Raw genomic sequence first — 17173 nt, 5'->3', positions numbered from 1 at the left:
CAAATGATGTGCCAGCCCTCCTCATCCTAGGCCGCGAGGACGGATAAGCCGCCAGTAGTAGCGGGCCAGCCATTTTAGCGGACGCTCTCCGCGCAACCAGGAGCGTAGCGGGATGAGATAACGCAACGGATGCTGTAATTGGCACATCGTCACCGGAACAGAACGCCCCAAAACCGCCATGCCGGAGAAGGTACTGCCCACCGTTCCGACAAAGCAATCCGTCTGGCGCAGCAACCACAAGTCTACAAGCGCATCCTGGATCGCGTTCGGCTCACGGCGGTCGAGTGACTGTGGGGTCGTGTAGACGACGCGATCGCCATAGCGCTGCACAAATTTGGCGTGGACACCTTCGGTGGGCAACGACGTGCCTGCGTACTGATTGAGCGCACCATCATCGGTACAGAGGAGTATACCAGCATCTGGACAGTGCGCTAGATAAAGATCGACAGCCTGCATAGCCGTTGCGGTATTGTCTGCGATGAGCGGTTCAATGACCCGAAAATCACCGCGGCGCAGATGCACGCCGATCATCCGAGTACGCAATGCTTGGGTCTGAAAAGCCTCAACCCGAGCCATGATCGTCTCGATTGGCTGCATGAGGGCAAGCAATTCCCCCATCCGATGCTGGAGAACCTTATGGGCGGGAAAGCGCTGGGGCATCAACAGCGAATGCGACGTCCACAAGGAGAGCTGCGGCACATCTGCCGTCAACAGATTGTACCTGACACGTTCACGGCTGAATGTGTGTCGCCGGTTTACCCACTCCTCACAAGTCACATTGTGTACCGGCCACGGATTGGCAAAAAGCTCCGCGAAGCTGGCAGCGCAATCGTTTGTACGCGGCCACAACATCGTGAATTGCCTCCCGGTCGCCTCCGCCAGCGCCATCCCTGAGAGCAAGACACGGAGACGATTGCACAACCCGGCGGTGCAGGCAGTAGTTAGGGTGCGGACGGGAGTCTCATCCATACGCGGGCTCATCTTTCTCCTTGATCAGTGATTATTTGACCAATCTCCTCAACTCTCGATTCTGCACGCCCCCGACCGTTCTGTAATACCGAGGCGAAGGATCCGAGTCCTTGGGTCGGGCATGGGAAGAAGTATACAATACTGTAACTCAGTCCACGAACCAGAGGGAGAACACCATGCGAATATCTCGCCTGCTGCGCACGACCTGGCTGTACCAGCACCTTAGAAAAGGATACTTATCCTGGCGAAACTGGCAGCACAAGCAGAGAATGTGCCGCTTCTATTCTCAATTCATCCCGTGCAATGGGCTCTGTTTTGACATCGGTGCGAATGTCGGTCATCGTACAGCCTGCTTCCTGAGGTTACAGGCACAGGTTGTGGCTGTAGAACCACTCGCCGAGCAGGCAGCCGTCTTGTACCGCCGCTGGTCGGCTAACCCAAAGTTGACGGTGCTTGAGGCGGCGCTAGGCTCGTGCGAGACAACGGCGATACTGCGGGTCTGTACACCATCAAGTTTCTCCTCCCTCTCTGCCCCATGGCTGGAAATCACCGACCGCACTGCTCGCTTCCCATCGCGTAAAGTCGTGGAAGATCGCCTGGTGCCGGTCACTACGCTGGATAAGCTAATTGACCGGTTCGGCGTGCCGGATTTCATCAAGATTGATGTCGAGGGGGGAGAGCTTGAAGTTCTTGGCGGGTTGTCCAGGTTAGTGCCGGCGCTCTCTTTCGAGTATCATCTCCTAACTCCGCAGCAGATAGGCACATGCCTGAAACGGCTGCTAGAGATCGGGCCGTTGATAGTCAACTATTCACGCGGTGAGAGCATGGTGTTGGCCATGGAAGAGTGGGTTGAGGTGAATCAACTGCTTGACCACCTAATCAGCAGCGCAGAGAAGAATCCGAGAGGATGGGGAGATGTCTACGTCCGGTTTGTCACATGAGCAACCGACACAATCGGTGCTTGACACGGTGCTTATCATGTTCTATTCTTTCCGTCATTCTCCTGCGCCTCCAGATACGCACGCACCGCAGCCACCGGATCGGCTGCGCTTGCGAGCACGTCACGGTTGTGGAAGAAGAGCAGGCCCAACGGTTTTTGCTCGCGCTCCTCGGGCGTCATCTGGTCGTACCCTTCGGTATACCACCGCACCACGTCGCGCAAGAAACGCTCCACCTCCCACCGCTCACGGCGCTCGGCCTCACGCTTGGCGTACAGATCGTGATACCAGAGGAGCAGCCGCTCGAAGGAGAAGCTGCGCAACTGCGCTTCTGCCGATGCCAGATCCAGCGCAACATCCACCAGAATGCCGCGATACACGACGAAGTAGACAAACTGCTGGTCAATAGCGCGACACGCAGTACAGTAGAGCCGCTCGCGCACCACGCGCAGTTCCTCGGCGTGACCGACGCAATCGCCAATGCGAAAGTCATCGAGCGCACAGTCGAACACCTTGGTCTGCGTCGAGGCAATCGGGGCCTGGCATGCCACGCAGATCAGTGGCTGCGCAAAGTGGATGGTGTGACACTCCGCAGCGGCGAAAGCCGCGCGGCTTCTTGGCCCAACCCGCCTCGTGGCGAGCTTGACGACCAACGGATCTGTCCGACCCGGTTCCCGAAGGAACGTGGTGCACCATGCAAAGGAACACCTGACATGTTTGACGCCACGCAGGATTTGGGCGTGGCAACCCGCAACATATCCTTCTGTTCAGGTGCGGCTCCCGAAGGAGCACCTGTGCAGCCCGAAGGCCCACATTGCGGGCATGATAGCACAAAAGTTCAATGACGGCAATGTTTTGGCTGAAGCCAGCAAGAAACCCGCCTAACCGCACGCGCTCAAGCGCGGCGGCTTGCGGCGGGTTCCCAAAGGTCAATCCATTTCGACATCGTTGAATACCTCGCGGTACCAGCGGCGCACCTGCGCCGCCTGCTGCTGTTGTTCTGCATTGTTGATCTGAGCAAGTGGTCGATGAAACGAATAGGGGCGGCTCTAGGCGCTCTTCGTTTCTTCGTGGTCCCATTCGTGGTCGGCCAACAACGCCAGCATACTTCCGTTCCACACGACTAACTTCATGCGCATAATTGTAACATGCCTGTGAGCGGCATAAAAATAGGGGCGCAGCAGCCCCAGCGCCCCCATTGCCGAAAACGCCCCAGCATCGCTGCTGCGCCCACGGGCGTATCGATAATGCACCCCACCCAGAAGCCGCGAGCCGTTGACGGCAACCGCAGAACATGCAATCGCCCTAGCGCTCCCCCAGCGTCATCTGCTCACACCCGTCTTCGTAACAATGACGGCAGTCTCATCAAATTCAGCCCATGCCGCCAGAAATGCAGCCCATGGCACATGAAGGGGATAGGCGTCAAAGGCCGGATCATTAACATAAACGCCACCCTCATCGTAGCCAACCACCACCAGAACATGAGATGACACAACATCACAATCAGGCAACATAGCCGTCCAAACGCGGGCAAGGACGGGCACACTGCGGTCGAGATAGGTCTGGAGGAGCGTGTCTGTCAGTGACGTAAGTTGAACTTCGTAGCGGTGCCTAAGCGCCAATCTGGTTACGGCTGTCATCGGAGTGCCATACCGCTTTGTGCCAAGTTGGCGGGCAAGGGTTGCTTCGTCGCGAAGGTCGCCCCAATAGGCAAGCACCATACGTACACAGGCAGGCAGACAGTAACCGTCGCGACTTTGCCTATAGTGCGGCACCGGCAGCAAGACGTTCGGCATTCTGGTCGATCTCGTGAAGGTTTCGTTCGTCAAGGAGGAGTTCGCCCGTTTGGGTATCGACATCAATTGCACCGACAGCCCCCACACGTCCCAGCGATGCCGTGGATAAAATCACAGGGACGCGCCAGAAGATGCCATGATCCTTCAGCACCAGGATCGGTGCCTCAGCATGGAGCAGATCGGCAAGCATCGTGCCAACATAGACGCCAACCGAACGACGGGCATCGTCGGCAGAAACAACAATTTCGCCAGCAACCGAAAAATCGATCTGAAATGCACCGCTCTTGGGTAGGGTAACGGTTTCAAGCAAGATCGTCATTGCGTGACCTCTCCTCTCAACGAGCATTGCCCAACAACCACACATCGAGCATTCGCCTCATTCTAGCACAGATGCCTACTGCCTACTACCTCCTGAGAAAGCTATGTATACCACCACCACCCGCTCACTCACCGCGTCCGACTATGATCGCTGGAACGCGCTGGTTAGCACAGCACCCTCGGGGAGTATCTTCGCCCTGACGGACTATCTAGCGATCTTGTGCCGCGCGACCAAGGGACGCTTCACGATCATCGGGGTCTTCCACGGCGAGGAACTGGTGGGTGGGATGCCACTCTATTTTCGACCGAGCCGCTGGGGCGAGATGGCTACCCGTCGTGCTCTGCTCGCCTATTTTACGCTGGATGGTCATCAAAGACCTGGCAGCGTTGGGGTATACTGGAACTGATCTGACTGGCGCTCCCTATCCTGATAAGGTCACCCACTTCAAGAGCCAATTGGGGGGCGAGTTGGTGACAAACTGGTTGATTGAGCGTCCGCCCACACGGCGCTATCGCTTGCGCCGCAACCTCGGGCCATTGATCAAGTATGCCCGCTCAATAATGCGCTTTTCGAATTGCTGACAAGCCAGCCAGGGATGATCTACTCCAGGTAAGGAGATGCATCTATGCTCAAACCACTGCCCATCGGCATCCAGGATTTTCGCAAGCTCATCGAAGGCGGCTATCTCTATGTGGACAAGACGCACTGGATTTACGACCTGATCCGCAATCCATCGGGCGTCTATTTCCTGGCACGCCCGCGACGTTTTGGCAAAAGCCTGCTGCTCTCTACGCTGGAGGAGATCTTCCGCAGTAACCGGGCGCTCTTCCACGGGCTGTGGCTCGACGACCAACCCTACGACTGGCGGCCCTTTCCCGTCATCCGCATGGATCTTAGCCTCTACCGCGCTGAGAGCGCCGAACACCTCAAACTCGTGCTGGCCGAGATGTTGGGCGAATTGGGCGAACGCGCCGGTATTGACGTGGGTCCGGGCAACTACCTCAAGCGTTTTCGGGAACTGATCTGGCGGACGGCAGGCGACGGTCGCGTGGTGATCCTGGTAGACGAGTATGACAAGCCACTGCTCGATCAACTGGATGACCTGGCCGAGGCGCGTCGGGTGCGTGAGGTGCTGCGGGGCTTTTACGGCATCATCAAAGGTATGGACGCCCACATCCGCTTCGTGATGCTGACAGGCGTCAGCAAGTTCAGCAAGGTCGGCGTCTTTTCGGGGTTGAATAACCTGGAGGATATCAGCTTTGACACTCACTTTGCGACATTGCTCGGCATGACCGAAGCCGAGTTACTGGCGGGCGCAGCGGGATACCTAGAGCGATTGGCCGACCATGAACAAAGCGAGTTTGGTGCGCTGCTGACACGAGTACGCCACTGGTACAACGGATTTTGTTTTGCAGCAGACGGCCAATCGGTTTACAACCCCTTTTCATTGTTGTTGCTGCTCAATCAAAGACGGTTTGGCAATTTCTGGTTCGACACCGGCACGCCCACCTTCCTCATCAAGCTGATCGAGCAGCGCGGCTACGATGTGCGAGAGTTGGACAACCTCGACCTGGACGATCTGGCGTTCAGCGCCTACGATCTGGATGAACTGCCGGTCGTGCCACTGCTCTACCAGACCGGCTATGTAACTATCAAGCACTACGATCCAACCAGCCGTCTCTATCGGTTGGGCTATCCCAACTACGAGGTCGAGCACGCCTTTTTGACCTATCTGCTCGCTGCGTTCACCCCCGCCGACATCGGCACGGCTGGCGTTGATCTGGCCCAACGTACCATCGCTACCTGGGAGATTGCCAATGCATGAACGTCTGTCCGTCATCATCCCCGTCTACAACGGCGAGCGCTTCCTCGCCGAAGCGATCCAGAGTGTGCTCGATCAAACCCTGCCGCCCGATGAGATCATCGTAGTGGACGATGGCTCGACTGATGGCAGTGCAGCGCTTGTTGCGGCTCGGTTTGCAGAGGTGCGTCTGTTGCGCCAAACCAACCGGGGCGTCGGCGCGGCCCTCAATCTGGGCCTCAGCCATGCTCACGGCGACCTGTTCGCTTTTCTGGATGCGGATGATCGCTGGCTGCCCGACAAATTAGAGCGACAGGTCGCAGCGTTGAGCGCCGATCCAGCCCTCGACATGGTCTTTGGACACGTGCGCCAGTTTCAAGATAATCAGAACTGCACCGAAGCGCCTCGCCCCGCGATCCATCGGGGTGCGCTCTTGATCCGTCGGCATGCATGTGAGCGCGTCGGCACCTTTACCGAAGATCCAGGCGTCAATGAAATTGTCGCCTGGTATGCCAAGTCGCAGACCGTCGGCTTGCGGTCGTTCATCTTGCCCCATGTCGTCTTTGAACGCCGCATCCACGCCCATAACTCTGGGGGCGGTCGTTCACCAGAGGCCCTCCGCCAGAGCTATTTGCGTGCGTTGCGGCAGGTCGTCAGGCAACGTCCGTCAGAAGAGGAAAACGCATGACCTTGCCTCGTCACGCGATCTCTCTTGATTCAGAAGAGCAAGCAATGGCTTCAGCCAAGTATGGATTACGTCCCACATTCCTGGTGATTGGTGCCTACAAAGCCGGCACGACCTCACTTCACCATTACTTGAAGCAGCATCCGCAAGTATTCATGAGCCGAATCAAAGAGATTCGATTTTTGACCTATGCAGGGCATCAACAGTCGCCGCTTTCATCAGACGACCTTGCCTCGCTCCCCTGGCCTGTGAAGTCACTCCAGGCGTATGAAGCGCTGTTTGCCGAAGCAACAGAAACGCAAGCTCGCGGCGATGTCTCCCCTTGCTACCTTGCCTTTGCCGAGCAGTCCGTTCTGGGTATTCAAGCCTATATCCCGGATGCGAAGCTGATCGCAATTCTGCGTCAGCCAGCCGATCGAGCCTATTCCAGTTATGTGTACCACGTAAGTAGACGCCAGGAAGAAGAGCTAGATTTCCGACGAGCGCTGCAATACGAAGCCGAGCATCGGGTACGACGCATGGACGGCAAAACACGACATAATTTCGCAGGAGGCTTCTATTTTGACGCACTTCGACATTATTTTCAAGGTTTTCCGCGTAATCAAATTCAGATATGCTTATACGATGATCTCCAAAAAAATGCTCGTGGCTTGATGCGAGACATCTTTCATTTTATTGGTGTAGATGAAAGCTTCATTCCAAATATGGCAATCCATCACAATACGGCTTCCTGGCCGAGTTTGCGCTTTGCCCCCTTGGTAATGCGAAAGGCAGAGCATATGGTTTCTCGGATCATTCGACAACTCCCAAAGCCAATGCATCGATACCTGGCACCAAGTTATCGCAAGCTAATGCGAACCCAGCCACCGCCGCTCGATGCAGATCTCCGCCGCGAACTCACCGCCCTGTATCGTGATGATATACTTCGTACACAAGATCTGATCGGGCGCAACCTGACCCACTGGCTAGAGGAGTAAGCATGTCATCCCCAACCATCAGCGTGATCATCCCCGTCTACAACGGCGAACGCTTCCTCGCCGAGGCAATCCAGAGTGTGCTGGATCAAACCCTGCCACCCGACGAGATCATTGTGGTGGACGACGGCTCGACAGATGGCAGCGCGGCGCTTGTACACAGGCTGGCAAGCACTTCTCGATTGCCAATTCATTATATCTACCAGGAAAACCAGGGGCCAGCGGCGGCGCGCAATCATGGGGTGCAACTGGCGCTGGGGGCATATATTGCTTTTCTGGATGCCGATGATATTTGGGATCGCGATAAGTTGTCTGTCCAGCTTCGTCTCCTGACAGAGCACAAAACAGCACGACTGGTTTGGGGGTATATTCAGGAATTTAAGATAGAAAACCAGCAGAAGATTATGCTCGGCCCCCCGCATCCTGGCCCACATGTCGGATCAGTACTGATGCAGCGCACTGTCTTTGAACAGGTAGGAAGATATGATGAAAGCATGTGGCACGGGGAAGACCTGGATTGGTTCCTTCGCTCAAGCGAGTTAGGGATACCCGCGCTTACGCATCGTGAGACAGTACTCTGGTATCGGCACCATGCGAACAATATGTGGCTGGGTAGGCAGGATACGTTTGCCCACGATCTGATTGCTTTCGTGAGACGAAGACTCGAACATAAGCAATGAATGCAATATGACGCTTATGATTATAGCGGATGCGAGCGTGATATATGAATGCGAACTGCGTATCAGTCATCATTCCCGTCTACAACGGCGAACGCTTCCTCGCCGAGGCAATCCAGAGTGTGCTCGATCAAACCCTGCCACCCGACAAGATCATCGTGGTGGACGACGGCTCGACAGATGGCAGTGCGACGCTTGTGCACAGGCTGGCAAGCACGGCTCGATTACCGATTCATTATGTCTACCAGGAAAACCAGGGGCCAGCGGCGGCGCGTAACTGCGGTCTAAACCTGGCGCAGGGGGATCTCATCGCTTTTCAAGATGCGGATGACCTCTGGTCAGCAGAAAAGCTAGCCCTCCAGGTCGCTTTGTTGCGCCAGTATCCTCAGGCGCACGCGGTGACTGGCTACTCTCAAATTGTCTATGTGGATCACCGTGATCACGGCGCCATAACCAATCATGGCCGACCTGGACCGATCCTCTTGCTGCAAGAGAGCCTCTTCCGCCGTGAGCTCTTCGACTTGGTGGGGCCATTTGATCCCCGCCTGCGTGGGGATGAAGATGTCGAATGGTTTCTTCGCTTGCTGGAACAACCCGTGGAGCTTATCATTCACCCGGATGTCGTCTTGACCTATCGTCGTCACGAGACAAACCTGACGGGCAATCTGGCAACCAGTCGTCACCAGTTTCTGCTGGCCTTGCAACGAGCTGTGGTCAGACGACGCCAATCGCCGCAAGCAAATGCGAGGACAGCAACGGTGATCTTTGCCAATGCGCCAATCTTTCGCCAAGATGAGGAAAAGAATGGATCGACCTGATTCAGTCAGTGTGATTGTGATTGTGAAAAACGGTGAGCGTTTTCTTGCCGAGGCGCTTCAAAGTATCCTGGATCAGACCCTGCCACCTGCCGAGATCTTGGTGGTAGACGGTCACTCCACCGACCGAACGGCCGCGATCGCTCAATCTTTCGGCGATGTGCGTTATCTGCGCCAGCCCGACAGCGGTATCTCCAACGCCTACAATGTTGGCATTGCCCATGCCCAGGGCGAACTGATCGCCTTCCTTTCCCACGATGACCTGTGGATGCCAGACAAACTGGCTATACAGGTTGGCCATCTGCGCGAGCATCCCGATTGTCAGTACACCGTCTGTCGCATCCAGCCATTTGTAGAGCCGGATGATACCCCGCCCTTGGGTTTCCGGGTGGAATTGCTCCAACAGAAGCCTGTTGCCTATATTATGGAAACGCTGGTCCTGCGCCGCTCTGTATTTACCCAGGTTGGTTTTTTTGATCCGGCACTCCGAACCGCTGAAGATATTGATTGGTTCGCACGAGTTTTCGACCATGGTATCACTGGACACGTATGCGATCAGGTACTGGTGCATAAGCGTATCCATCAGGATAATTCGTCTATCACGGATCGTGAAATGAACCGATGGATCATGTCAGCGCTCAGGCACTCGGTCCTGCGCAAACGTGTCGCTGAATAGCTCTGATTTTATCAGGCCATTAACCAGACTTTTTCTCTATGGCTCACATAACGACTATCACCGCCATCGTCGTCGTCCGTAACGGCGAACGCTTTCTGGCCGAGGCTTTGCAAAGTCTTGCGCAACAATTTCGCCCGCCCGACGAAATCCTTGTGATTGACGATCAGTCCACGGATCGCACGGCTCAGCTTGCCCAGGCTTTTCCAGGCGTTCGTTATCTGCTCCAGCCAGACCTGGGCATTGCCAATGCGCGCAATCTGGCCCTTCGGCAAGCCTCTGGCGAGTTTGTCGCTTTTCTTGATGCCGATGACCTGTGGACACCAAACAAGTTGCAGGTGCAACTCGCCGCGATGCAGGCCCAGCCGCACCTGATGTATACGACGACTCAGTTGCGTTTGTTCTATGATCCTGGGTGTCCGCCACGTCCCGGTTTTCGGGAAGAAGGCTTTGCCCAAGGGATCGAGGGGCGTTTCCCAGGCACGATGCTAGCCCGGCGTGAGGTCTTCGATCGCGTTGGTCTGTTTGATCCTGCTTTTGCTGTGGCTTTCGAGGTGGACTGGTTTGCCCGCGCTCAGGATATGCAGGTGCCATCTGATGTGGTTGAGGAGGTTCTGCTGCACAAACGCATTCACGAGGCCAATAACGCGATCCAGCGCGAGCAGTTCCGCCGTGAGTGGTTTGTGGTGATGCGGCAATCGCTGCTGCGCAAACGCCGTCAATCTTCAGGATCAACAGACATTGGTACACCATGAACCTCTCGCCATCAACCCAGGCTCTGCTCCAAGCGGTGTTATACCCAGACGAGCCGCATCCGCAGGCCCTACAGACTTGGCTGGCAGCCACCGAGCTCAATCGGCTAGAGCCTGGTCAGTTTCACTTGCTCCCGCTCATTGCTTCGCAGCTCCAGCGCATCGCCCCCGAGCATCCGTGGCTCCCGCGGATCAAGGGCATCTATCGGCGGGTCTGGTATGCCAATCAGCGGGCGATCAGGGCGGCCAGTGAGGTGTTGCAGATGCTCGAGGCGTCCGGCCAGGCGGCCCTCTTGATTGGCCCGGCGGCCCTGGCGCTCACGGTCTATGCCGCCGATCAGGCTCAGACGCTCCGCGCTGTTGGGGTGCCGCAGGTGCTGGTGCCCACCGAAGATCGGGGCACGGCGATCCAGGTGTTGAGCGCGGCAGGTTGGCAGCCTTGCCCTCCAACCTCTCGCCTCACCGAACCCCGCTTTGCACGCTGGCAGGCGGGCTATCTCTTTGCCAAGCCCTCGGCCAATCAGGAGGTCGATCAGGTACGCCTGTGCTGGCACGCGCTGCCCTATGCCCCCCTTGCTGCATGGGGCAGCCAATGGTTTGAACGGGCCGTTCCCCTGGCCCATGCCTCCTTGCAGGCGCAGACCCTAGATCCGACCGATCAGTTGTTGCAGGCGCTAACCACTGGCCCCGCCCTGGAATTGATCCCGCTGGTGGATGGTGCCCGGCTCATCGCCCGCGCCCCCATTGATTGGCCCCGGCTTGTTGCGATGGCAACCCAGAGCCAGCTTGCCTTCGTGCTCCACGAACAGCTTGCAACCATGCGCGCACTCGGCGTGACTGACGTACCCGCGCCCATTCTGGCAGAACTCGCGCTGATCAAGGTGCCACCCTACGCCCGTGCGCTGTGGCACCTTGATCAGATCCGCCCGTGGGAACGCACAGCCTGGCAGCGCATGCAACTCAGCTATGCCGTCTTTCAACAAACTGCCGCCATGCAGCACCTTGCCCCGCATCCAGGCCATCTCTACGCCTACCTACGCACCCGCCTAGCAACCGACACCCTTCGCGCAACGCTCAAACGCAGCCTCCAGCGTCTCACCACCCGCCTCCCCCTGCCGCACGGCTATTAGTAGAGGCACGGCACCGCCGTGCCCGTACTAATAGCCGTGCCCCGCCGTGCCCCCGCCGCCCGTGGGGGCACGGCGCTGCCGTGCCCCGCCGTGCCCCCGCCGCCCGTGGGGGCACGGCGTGCCGTGCCCCGCCGTGCCCCCGCCGCCCGTGGGGGCACGGCGCTGCCGTGCCCGTACTAATAGCCGTGCCCCATGGAAGGAAGGGCACGGGCAAGCCGTGCCCCTACAGCCGCCGCCCCGCCGCCCGTGGGGGCACGGCGGTGCCATGCCCCCCGCCGTGCCCCCCGCCCGCCCGTAGGGGCACGGCGGTGCCGTGCCCCCGCCGCCGTGTGCCCCCCCCCGCCGTGCCCCCCGCCCGCCCGTGGGGGCACGGCGGTGCCGTGCCCCCCGCCGCCGTGCTGCTATAATAAGCCGTCAGCATAAGAACCTGTTATAGATGGAAGACCTAGATGAACCTGCCTGATCCTCAGATCCCGCCCTATGGCGGTCACCTCGTCAATCTGATCGCGTCCGCCGAAGAACGCCAGATTTTGCTGGAAGAAGCCGCCCACCTGCCGAGTATCCAATTGTCACCACGGAGTGTCTGCGATCTCGAGTTGCTCGCGTGCGGCGCTTTTTCGCCGTTGACGCGTTTTCTGGGCCGCGCCGATTATGAACGCGTCTGTGCCGAGATGCGCCTGGCTGACGATACCCTCTGGCCGATGCCGATCATGCTCCCCCTCGAAGCCCCACCCACCGGCACCGACCGCGTGGTGCTGCGCGATGCGTACCATACCCCCCTCGCCATCATGGATCTCGAAGAGATCTTTGCCTATGACCCCGAGGCCGAGATGCGCCAGGTGCTCGGCACAACCGATCCGCGCCATCCGCTGGTGGCCGAGATGACCCGCTGGGGCAAATTCTATGCCAGCGGTGCGCTCAAGGTCTTGGCGTTGCCAACCTATTTCGACTTTGTCGAGTTGCGCCGTACCCCCGCTCAGGTTCGCCGTCTCCTTGCTGACCTCGGCCATGCACGGGTCGTCGCCTTCCAGACCCGCAATCCCCTCCATCGCGCCCACGAAGAGATGATCCGTCGGGCAGCTCAGCAAGTTGAGGGGGCCCTCTTGATCCATCCAGTCGTCGGGTTGACCCGGCCAGGTGATGTGGATCACTTTACGCGGGTGCGCATCTATAAAGCCGTCGTCGAAAACTATTTCGACCCCAGCAAGACGCTGCTCAGCCTGCTGCCCCTCGCGATGCGCATGGCCGGCCCCCGCGAGGCAGTCTGGCATGCGTTGATCCGGCGCAACTATGGCGCAACCCATTTCATTGTCGGGCGCGACCACGCCGGCCCTGGCAACGACAGCCAAGGCCAACCCTTTTATGGCCCCTACGATGCTCAGGATCTGCTCGCTAGCCACCAGGAAGAGATCGGCGTCACGATGGTGCCCTTCACCGAACTGGTGTACCTCAAAACTCACCAGCGGTATGTCACCCGCGACGAGATCCCGACCAACGCCGAAATCGCCAATCTCTCGGGAACCGAGGTGCGCGACGAGTATCTGGCCCAGGGGCGTTTGCTGCCGACCTGGTTTACCCGCCCCGAGACCGCCGAAATCCTGCGGCAACGCCACCCGCCACGCTTTCAACAGGGCTTCTGCCTCTGGTTCACCGGGCTGAGTGGCGCTGGCAAATCAACCATTGCGTCGATCCTCACCATTCTGCTCCAGGAACAGGGACGCATTCCGACCGTGCTTGACGGCGATGTCGTGCGCACCCATCTCTCAAAAGGCTTGGGCTTTTCGCAGGAAGATCGCGATACCAACATCCTGCGCATTGGCTTTGTCGCCGGCGAAGTCGTCAAAGCGGGCGGCGTCGTCATCTGCGCCGCCATCAGTCCCTATCGCACGACGCGGAACGAGTGTCGCCACATGATCAACGAAGGCCAGTTCATCGAAATCTTTGTTGATACCCCGCTTGATGTCTGCGAGGCCCGTGATACCAAAGGCCTCTATCTCAAAGCGCGTCGCGGTGAACTCAAAGGTTTCACCGGCATCGATGATCCCTACGAAGCACCGCTCGACCCCGAACTCCGGCTCACCACCGTTGATACAACCCCCGAAGAAAACGCCCGCATTATCATCAATTACCTCGAAAACCGATCTTTTCTCGCTACCGAAAACAACTAATAAATCACCATTATTGCTTAGATAAAACCTACGCCAGCAAAGCTGGCGTAGGTTTTATCTAAGCAATAAACAACCTTCCTCTTGCTTGCCAATGGCAAGGTGACGTATACTGATCTACGTGTCGGTTAGGTCTGAGGTCTGGCCGGAGGATACGTTGACATACGCACTGCCCTTGCTCGTGCCCACAAAATTGATGCTGCCGCAGTTGCGTGATACGCTTGTTCCGCGTACCGATCTGCTCGCACGTCTGGGGCCACACCCCTCCACGCGCCTCACCCTGGTCGTTGCACCGGCAGGCTTTGGCAAGTCGACCTTCGTAGCCCAGTGGCTTACCTGTGGCTCGTCCCAACAACCTGGGGTCGCCTGGGTCACCCTCGATGAACATGATCAAGATGGGTTTCATTTCCTGGCTTATCTCACCGGTGCCGTGACCAGGGTTCTTTCTGATGCATGCACCACAACTGTTGCGCTGCTCAAAACCTCGGCCCCACCACTCTATGTCCTCCTCCACGCCCTGCTCGTTGACCTCAGCGAGATCCCCGGGCCGCTGACGCTGGTGCTTGATGATTATCATATGATTACGTCCGAGGCGGTGCATCAGAGTGTAGCTTACCTCGTGCGCAACCTCCCGCCTCGTTGTTCTGTGGTCTTGATCAGCCGGACTGATCCGCCACTTCCCCTTGGGCGGCTCTATGCCGAGCACCAGGTTACCGACATCCGTGCCGATGATCTGCGTTTTACCGAGGCCGAGGCAGGGGCGTTTCTGGTGAAGATGACCGGACACATGCCCAGCCATCAGGCCCTGAACCTGGTGCTGCAGCAGACCGAAGGGTGGGCGATTGCGCTGCACATGGCGGCCCTCAGTCAATTTGAGCGCACCGGCTATGATCGCCTGCCCGTCAAAGCGAACCGCCAGATTGCCGAATATCTGGCCGATGAAGTGTTGGCGCAACAAACCGACGAAGTGCAACAGATCTTGTTGCGTCTTGCCCTGCCAAGCCGTTTCTGTGCGGGTCTGGCGACAACCCTGGCTAGATGCACATTGGCAGATGACTCAAGGCCCGCCGATCAACCAGCAGAACACACCGCACAAGGGCAAACATTGCTTGCAGGCAAACAGGCGAGCACCGCCGATCCCGGCCACCTCTGGATGGCCGAGCAGATTGAGCAGTTGGTCCAGGCCAACCTGTTCCTGGCCCCCCTCGACCACGAGCAGCGCTGGTATCGCTTTCATCCCCTCTTTCGCGATCTCTTGCTGCGTCGCTTGCATCTGGCAAGCGGCGAAGATGGCGTACGCGCTTTGCACCGCCAAGCCGCCCACTGGTTTGCCCGCAATGATGCGCTCGAAGAGGCGATCACCCATTTTCTCGCTGCTGGTGACGAGCCTGGGCTCGCCGACGTGATCGAGCAACATTTCAACGCGGCGATCATCCAACAATTCCAAGTCTGGATGCCGCCGCGCCTGCTGCATCTCTTGCCACCGACGTTGATCGCACAACGCCCCGGGCTCACCTTTCTCACCGCCCGTAAAGGTTCCAGCAATCTGAATCTGGCTCAACTCGCCACAGGGTTAGAGCAGATTGATGCCCAACTCGCTGCAACATCACCAGACGAGACCATCCTGCCCTGGCCGACCTTCCTCGCCGACCGCGATAACCTCAAGGGAATTTTGCGCTACTGGCAAGGGAGGACAACCGAGGCATGCCAATTGCTGGAATACGCTGCGCACCATGGCTCGGCCTTTACAGTGATTCGCCAGACGCTGATCTACCTTGGCCTCGCGTATGTTGCGACCAATCGCTATGGCGAAGGCCAGCAGATCATCACCTCACTCCAGCCAAAGCACGTTGATCCCCGCTCACCATGGTTGACCGTCGGACGCCTCGCGGCTCTCTGTGGTATGCATTTGCTGGCTGGTGAGTTTTCAGCGCTCAAGCGCGACGCCCAGTGCTTGCTTGAGGTTGTTGAAGAGCATAGCCTGGTGGCATCCACCTGGATCTCCTATGGCCTGATTTCCCTGGGCTTTGAAGCCTATGAACGCTCGAATCTGGCCCAGGCTGCCGATTATTTTTCCCAGCTTGTGCGCTTAAAATATCAGGCCAATCCAATTATGTATCTCAATGCCGTAATTGGCCTGGCCGTGATTGCCGCCGTGCAGGGCTTGCATGCCGAGGCGGCTTGCTATGAACAAGAGGCAAATGCATTTGCGATTGAAGAGGGCAGCGTAATGTTTCGCAATCAAGCCCTGGGGTGCGCCATACGCCTCGCCATCTTGCGCCACGATGATTCAACCGCTCTGGCCCTGGCACGCCAGATCAAGCCTGAGCCGAACGTTGGCCTGAGCATCTCGTTCGAAGAGCCCCAGCTTATGCAGATCTATGCGTTCATTGTGGCTGGTAACGCTGACGAACACCGCCAGGCCGCTGCACTGCTTGAGCAAGTCCAGCACCATGCGATGACCAACCACAGTACCCGCATCGCGATCCTTGTCCTGACCATGCAAGCACTGTTGCATCAGGTTCACGGCCAAACGAAGGCGGCCCTGACCTCGCTCCAGCAAGCCATTCAACGTGCCGAGTCGCGTGGACTAGTACGCACCTTTGTCGATTTCGGGCCAACTCTTGTTCCGTTGCTCACCACCCTTGCCCAGCGCGGGGTTGCCCCAGGCTATCTCAAGCGCATCCTGATGGCCGCAGAACGATCAGGGATCATTGCTGAATCTGCGCCGATCACAACGCCCCCCCTTGATCTCCCCGAAGTCCTTACCCGCCGCGAAACCGAGATCCTCGCCCTGCTTGCCGCCCGCTGGTCCAGCAAAGAGATTGCCGATCATCTGATCATTGCCCCCAATACGGTCCGCAAACATACCAGCACCATCTACAGCAAGCTCGGCGTGAGCAGCCGCCGTGAAGCGGTTGCCGCCGCCCGTGCCCTCGGTATGTTGCCCCCTGAATAACCCTCCGCTACACCTTCTACTTCATTTTATGTGATGCATTGAAGCATTGTCTCATTTATACTAACCGTACCCCAGAGGTTTGGGTTTTTTAGGAGTGGGTAAAGACAGTACTGGCACTATGTATCATTGCTGGCACAACGGCCAGCAAATAAAAATGAATCAATAGGACAAAACCGTATGCGTCTTGTTGCTGATCGTGATGCAACATATGTTATCCAGATCCAAGGCAAGGTTGAACCGCACTGGCAAGCCGAATTACAACTGCAACTGACCTACACCGAGACCGAAAGCGGCACCATCAGCACCCTTACAGGTTATTTGCCCGATCAAGCCGCTATGCTCGGTGTCTTGAACCGCCTTGCCATGTGGGGCTATCAGATTGTGCAAGTCCGCTACCTGCCACCAAATGGCCCGTCGTAGGGGCGAAGCACCCGCCCGCGCCCGCGGAACCCTTATAGCTCACCAGGGTTACGCTGAAAATGCGGAACCCTTATAGCTCACCAGGGTTACGCTGAAAATG

Annotated in this window: 17 protein-coding genes; 13 read left to right on the top strand and 4 right to left on the bottom strand. The window is 57.8% G+C overall.

Features of this window, described 5'->3' with window-relative positions; genetic code table 11:
* Positions 1-21 precede the first annotated feature (21 nt).
* Complete coding sequence (locus tag EYB53_RS00725; protein WP_135475685.1) at positions 22-981, bottom strand: O-fucosyltransferase family protein; 960 nt, start codon at positions 979-981, stop codon at positions 22-24.
* A gap of 164 nt (positions 982-1145) precedes the next feature.
* On the opposite strand from EYB53_RS00725, the gene EYB53_RS00720 reads away from it, so the two are divergent.
* The gene (locus tag EYB53_RS00720; protein WP_135475683.1) at positions 1146-1910 is read left to right on the top strand and encodes an FkbM family methyltransferase; all 765 of its coding nucleotides are present in this window, start codon (positions 1146-1148) and stop codon (positions 1908-1910) included.
* A gap of 35 nt (positions 1911-1945) precedes the next feature.
* Here EYB53_RS00720 and EYB53_RS00715 read toward each other — a convergent pair whose 3' ends face one another.
* The 3 genes from EYB53_RS00715 to EYB53_RS00705 all read right to left on the bottom strand — a co-directional run bounded on the left by EYB53_RS00715 (position 1946) and on the right by EYB53_RS00705 (position 4022).
* Positions 1946-2419, bottom strand: coding sequence for a hypothetical protein (locus tag EYB53_RS00715; protein ID WP_135475681.1), 474 nt, complete (start codon positions 2417-2419; stop codon positions 1946-1948).
* A gap of 810 nt (positions 2420-3229) precedes the next feature.
* Entirely contained in the window at positions 3230-3628 is a 399-nt protein-coding gene (locus tag EYB53_RS00710; protein WP_254150815.1) for a C39 family peptidase, read from the bottom strand.
* 40 nt (positions 3629-3668) lie between these two features.
* Positions 3669-4022, bottom strand: coding sequence for a hypothetical protein (locus tag EYB53_RS00705; RefSeq protein ID WP_135475677.1), 354 nt, complete (start codon positions 4020-4022; stop codon positions 3669-3671).
* Positions 4023-4125: 103 nt separating this feature from the next.
* Here EYB53_RS00705 and EYB53_RS00700 point away from each other — a divergent pair, with 103 nt between their 5' ends.
* The 12 genes from EYB53_RS00700 to EYB53_RS00645 all read left to right on the top strand — a co-directional run bounded on the left by EYB53_RS00700 (position 4126) and on the right by EYB53_RS00645 (position 17073).
* Positions 4126-4428 (top strand): hypothetical protein, encoded by a 303-nt coding sequence (locus EYB53_RS00700; RefSeq protein ID WP_135475675.1) that lies wholly within the window; start codon positions 4126-4128, stop codon positions 4426-4428.
* Positions 4429-4647: 219 nt separating this feature from the next.
* Complete coding sequence (locus tag EYB53_RS00695; RefSeq protein WP_135475673.1) at positions 4648-5847, top strand: ATP-binding protein; 1200 nt, start codon at positions 4648-4650, stop codon at positions 5845-5847.
* Complete coding sequence (locus EYB53_RS00690; RefSeq protein WP_135475671.1) at positions 5840-6511, top strand: glycosyltransferase family 2 protein; 672 nt, start codon at positions 5840-5842, stop codon at positions 6509-6511. The genes EYB53_RS00695 and EYB53_RS00690 overlap by 8 nt, the downstream gene beginning before the upstream one ends.
* Positions 6508-7485, top strand: a complete 978-nt coding sequence (locus EYB53_RS00685) for a sulfotransferase domain-containing protein (protein WP_135475669.1) — start codon at positions 6508-6510, stop codon at positions 7483-7485. Before EYB53_RS00690 ends, EYB53_RS00685 begins: the two co-directional genes overlap by 4 nt.
* Positions 7486-7487: 2 nt before the next feature.
* Positions 7488-8162 carry a glycosyltransferase family A protein gene (locus EYB53_RS00680; protein ID WP_135475667.1) on the top strand — a complete coding sequence of 225 codons (675 nt, stop codon included), beginning with the start codon at positions 7488-7490 and terminating at the stop codon, positions 8160-8162.
* A 44-nt stretch (positions 8163-8206) separates the two neighbouring features.
* The gene (locus EYB53_RS00675) at positions 8207-8977 is read left to right on the top strand and encodes a glycosyltransferase family 2 protein (RefSeq protein WP_135475665.1); all 771 of its coding nucleotides are present in this window, start codon (positions 8207-8209) and stop codon (positions 8975-8977) included.
* The gene (locus tag EYB53_RS00670; RefSeq protein WP_167857176.1) at positions 8964-9650 is read left to right on the top strand and encodes a glycosyltransferase; all 687 of its coding nucleotides are present in this window, start codon (positions 8964-8966) and stop codon (positions 9648-9650) included. Before EYB53_RS00675 ends, EYB53_RS00670 begins: the two co-directional genes overlap by 14 nt.
* A gap of 38 nt (positions 9651-9688) precedes the next feature.
* The gene (locus tag EYB53_RS00665) at positions 9689-10402 is read left to right on the top strand and encodes a glycosyltransferase family 2 protein (protein WP_135475660.1); all 714 of its coding nucleotides are present in this window, start codon (positions 9689-9691) and stop codon (positions 10400-10402) included.
* On the top strand, positions 10399-11529 hold the full coding sequence (locus EYB53_RS00660; RefSeq protein ID WP_135475657.1) for a nucleotidyltransferase family protein: 1131 nt from the start codon (positions 10399-10401) through the stop codon (positions 11527-11529). Before EYB53_RS00665 ends, EYB53_RS00660 begins: the two co-directional genes overlap by 4 nt.
* A gap of 449 nt (positions 11530-11978) precedes the next feature.
* Positions 11979-13697: a bifunctional sulfate adenylyltransferase/adenylylsulfate kinase gene (locus EYB53_RS00655; protein ID WP_135475655.1), complete on the top strand. Its 1719-nt coding sequence runs from the start codon at positions 11979-11981 to the stop codon at positions 13695-13697.
* Positions 13698-13851: 154 nt separating this feature from the next.
* A complete protein-coding gene (locus EYB53_RS00650; RefSeq protein ID WP_135475653.1) occupies positions 13852-16653 on the top strand; it encodes a winged helix-turn-helix domain-containing protein in 2802 nt (933 codons plus the stop codon).
* A gap of 177 nt (positions 16654-16830) precedes the next feature.
* Positions 16831-17073, top strand: a complete 243-nt coding sequence (locus tag EYB53_RS00645) for a DUF8691 family protein (protein WP_135475650.1) — start codon at positions 16831-16833, stop codon at positions 17071-17073.
* Positions 17074-17173: the final 100 nt, after the last annotated feature.

It is taken from the genome of Candidatus Chloroploca mongolica (assembly GCF_004762035.2).
GTDB classification, from domain to species: Bacteria; Chloroflexota; Chloroflexia; order Chloroflexales; family Chloroflexaceae; genus Chloroploca; species Chloroploca mongolica.
Note: the sequence above shows the minus strand (reverse complement) of the source record. Positions and strands in the feature narration are given on the sequence as shown.